Origin of the sequence: Desulfobacter curvatus DSM 3379, from assembly GCF_000373985.1 — a bacterium.
Lineage (GTDB): Bacteria > Desulfobacterota > Desulfobacteria > Desulfobacterales > Desulfobacteraceae > Desulfobacter > Desulfobacter curvatus.
In genome coordinates, this window is record NZ_KB892987.1 from 1 (window position 1) to 2,519 (window position 2,519).

3 protein-coding genes are annotated in these 2,519 nt (G+C 38.7%); all 3 read right to left on the bottom strand.

The features are described 5' to 3' along the window. Nucleotides 1-91: 91 nt before the first annotated feature. Complete coding sequence (locus B147_RS0107420; protein WP_020586584.1) at nucleotides 92-457, bottom strand: hypothetical protein; 366 nt, start codon at nucleotides 455-457, stop codon at nucleotides 92-94. A gap of 165 nt (nucleotides 458-622) precedes the next feature. Next, nucleotides 623-1,327, bottom strand: a complete 705-nt coding sequence (locus B147_RS0107425; protein WP_020586585.1) for a glycosyltransferase family 2 protein — start codon at nucleotides 1,325-1,327, stop codon at nucleotides 623-625. Nucleotides 1,328-1,348: 21 nt separating this feature from the next. Further along, a partial coding sequence (locus B147_RS27780; RefSeq protein ID WP_281167875.1) for a carbamoyltransferase C-terminal domain-containing protein occupies nucleotides 1,349-2,519 on the bottom strand: 1,171 nt, incomplete at its 5' end.

Consider the following 2,519-nt stretch of genomic DNA (forward strand, 5'->3'; position numbering starts at 1 on the left):
TGTTACTGACATATGATGAGCCTCCATTAATTGAAATTGGCTCATCGTCTCATGTTACATTAACGATTTGTAGATGGGGTTCTTTAATCGCTTACAAAGTAAACTTAGCTATTATTTCATTTAAGAATAGTTGATATAGAAAATTCCCTGAGTTACTTGGCATATCCCAGTGTCCGTACAAATCATCATGAGCATCAACATGCACCCAGTCGAACGGTGGCGATAAAAGACCATTTTCAATAAAGGCATTAATTTTGCCTAATACTTCAATATGATTTGTTAATGGCGCAACATTAACCCAACTTTTCATGAATAAATTTTCTTCTAGAAAACTATAAATAGATTCTCTATCATCAACATTATATTGATCATCAGACAACCTTTCCCCATTTTCTTCAAGGTTTCTTGCGACTGGATTAACAAATGCATCAAAGTCTATATCAAGTATTAAGGTCATTTTCTGATTGCTAACAGGTCACATGACTTTCGGTGCATATACCGTAAAGATAGTTCAACCGGCGTTTTCACCGTAAAGTCAATGTATTGGTTCGACCATTTTTATGGCTTTCTAGTTGCTACATCAAAAATGAGTTTGAAGTTCGATTTGATACTTGCATAGCTCCTATGTATGCGTCCAATAAACTCTTATTAATGTCCAGATCGCATTAATACCATCGTACCATTTTATTTTTTTTCCTTCGGCTATTGTTCTCGCTCGGTAGCTAATCGGAACCTCTTTAATTACATGCCCTTTCCTCAGTAGTTTCGCGGTTATCTCTGGGCAAAAATTAAACCTATTTCCGCTAAGCTCGACTTCTTTGATCGCTTCTGTTTTAAACACCTTATAACCTGTAGCTACGTCTGAGATGCTAGATTGAAATAACGTATTTGTTAGCGTGCATAGTACTTTGTTCATGAACCAGTTTGGGTAAGTCATGCCACAAGGAAACTTTTGTAGCAAAAAACGAGATCCATAAACTACACTGGTTTCATTGTTAAGAATTGGTGAAAGTAACCGACCATAGTCGGATGGGTCATATTCCAAATCAGCGTCTTGGATAAGTACTATTTCACCAGTGACAGCTGATAACCCAACGCGTATTGAGAATCCCTTCCCAAAATTAAACTCATTATTATATATGTGTGTATTTTTAGTGTGATGGTATTTTTCCAGTGTTTTGCAACTCCCATCAATTGATCCATCATTCACAATTATGATCTCAGTGTGTGTGATACTATTTGGATATTGAACACTTCTGATGCGCTTAATTACAGCATCGATATATTTGTTCTCATTATATATAGGTATAATTACAGATAGTTTCATGTAACCAACTTCATGCGTATTCTATATTTTAGTAATTCTTATATTGTTAATGTAAAGCACATCGATATCGGAGCTAATGAATAGCGATATAGCGCTTTCAGGCGTAGAAACTATTGGCTCATCTTTGCCGTTGAAGGATGTGTTGAGTAGTGCAGGTATGTTGGTGAGCGCCATAAACTCATTTAGCAAGCTGTGGAATAAGGGATTTCTTTTCTTCGTCACAGTGTGGGGTCTGCAACTGCCATCAATATGAGTTACTGCAGGAATCAGATTTCTAGCGCGGGGCTTAACGTTACACACCAAATGCATGTATGGCGATTCGTGCTGCAAATCGAAAAACTCACTACGATATTCATCGAGTATAGAAGCTCCAAACGGACGGTAGGTTTCTCGTTCCTTAACCAAACGATTAACTCTCTCTGACATATATTTTGATCTAGGATCAGCTAGAATACTTCTATTTCCGAGTGCACGTGGCCCAAACTCTTCGCGCCCTTGGAACCATCCTACAATATACCCAAGGCTGAGATCTTTCGCAGCTTTGCGTACGTAATCATTCAAGACCTCATAGGCAAGTGCATGCTCATCCAGGACCTTTGTTGTTTGTCCAAATTTTGCATCTGGACCTAAATATTCCGAAGGGATAATCTTGTTTCGGTTATGAATGTCTTTTTCTGTTGAAAGTAGCGCGGCGCCTATGGCGGCCCCTGAATCGCCAGGTGCTGGAGGTATATATATTTTTTTAAATAGTCCAGAGTTCGCAATCCTCCCATTCATCGATCCATTTAGAGCAACGCCCCCGGTTAAATATATAGTATCAGTTCCAGTTTTGTCTTTGAGGTAACAACAAAGGTGCAGGGCAATACTTTCTAAAACCTTTTGAGCCGAGGATGCAATGTTTGCATGATGCACAGAAATTGAATCGGTGGTTTGATCACGAGGCTCACCAAGCAACTCAATTATGAGGTCTGAGAACCATGCCTTTCTTCCTTCATGATGAATAAAAAACCGCGTATCTAGTTCATACTGTCCTGAATCACATAATTTAAACAATTCCATTAGACTTTTATAATATATTGGTTTCCCGTAACTTGCCAACCCCAGTGCTGACGCATAAATAATAAAAGGTCGGCCGAAGTTGTTCCGCCCACTCCTTTTTGGGAAAATTCCGCCTTTCCTTCTTTCAGAAGGC